Here is a 1,215-nt window from a genome sequence, read left to right as displayed (position 1 = left end):
CGCCCACCCACCCCGAGGACAAGACCGAGAAGAAGCCGCAGCCGGAGAAGCTGGAGAACGCCGAGTCCCTGGCCCAGACCGGCAGCCCGATCGCCGGTCTGATCGCGGCCGGTGCCGCGATCGCCGCCGGTGGCGGTCTGGCCGCGTACTTCGCGCGCCGCAGGAAGAACACCGCTGACTCCGCCGCGGAGACCAGCGAGGGCTAGGCACGCGCTTGGCGTCGGCTGAGCCGACCCGGCCCCGGGGACACGTTCCCCGGGGCCGTTTCCGTTGTCCGGAGCCTTCCGCCCGGCACCGCTTCCGCTGCCTCCCGGGGCGTCCGGAACTTCGCGGCGGCGGCCTCCGTTGACCGGTGGTCAGCGCCCGCGCACCGGCCGATCGGCCCACGGCGAACGGTTTCCGTTTCGTGATCCAGAGGTTAGGCTCGCCGTAGGGCGCCCGCACACACCGCCCGACACAGAGTCACCTTCCCGGGGTGGGAAGGCCCCGACACGATCCGCCCCGCACACCGCGACCGGCCGTCTCAGGCCGGCCGGGCAACCCTGTCCGCCGTTCGCGGCGGTCACGGGCCGACCCCAGGGTCGGACATCCCCCGCATACAACAGGAGTGTTGTGGTGTCTCCCGCCAAGCTGACCGCGCGCCGCCTCGTCCGCGGCGGCGTCCTGTTCGTCGCTCTCGGAGTGCTGGGCGCCGTGCCCGCGCTCCCCGCCGCCGCCGACCAGCTCGTCTGGGGCAACGCACAGGCCTGGGTGGCCGACGGCGACGTGGTCACCGGCTACTCCACCGCCACCGGATTCGGCGGCGAGACCGAGGGCAGCGCCGCGGCGGAGGACCTCTTCGGGCCGATGGCCGCCTACCTGGAGATCGACGGCGAGAGCCACACCGTGGTCGACGCCGACAGCGCGCGCGCCGCCTCCACCGTGCGGACCGCCTCCTTCCGGATGGAGGTCGCCGACCTCGCCGCCCAGGGGCTGATCGACGTGCCGCCGGAGGTGGACCTGCCCGAGCCCTCCGCGCAGCCGTCCCCCTCCCCGGAGGCCGAACCGTCCTCGGAGGGCACCCCCTTCCGGGACGAGCCCTCGCCGGACGGCACCGGCGGCGACGGCACGGACGGCGCGGGCAGCACGGGCGGCGACACGGGTGGCGGAGCGGACGACAAAACCCCCTCGGGCGGGGACCCCGCCGGCGGGGGAACCGCGAACGGGGGCTCGGGG

General features: G+C 75.1%; 1 protein-coding gene and 1 pseudogene. Both read left to right on the top strand.

What is annotated here, in order from left to right; all coding sequences use genetic code 11:
- Window positions 1-206: LPXTG cell wall anchor domain-containing protein (locus DQW06_RS28120; protein WP_117199615.1), on the top strand; the 206-nt coding region annotated here is incomplete at its 5' end.
- 409 nt (window positions 207-615) lie between these two features.
- A pseudogene (locus tag DQW06_RS28115) lies at window positions 616-1,215 on the top strand (hypothetical protein); the annotation flags it as partial.

It is taken from the genome of Nocardiopsis sp. TNDT3 (assembly GCF_003427465.1).
Lineage (GTDB): Bacteria > Actinomycetota > Actinomycetes > Streptosporangiales > Streptosporangiaceae > Nocardiopsis > Nocardiopsis dassonvillei.
Note: the sequence above shows the minus strand (reverse complement) of the source record. Positions and strands in the feature narration are given on the sequence as shown.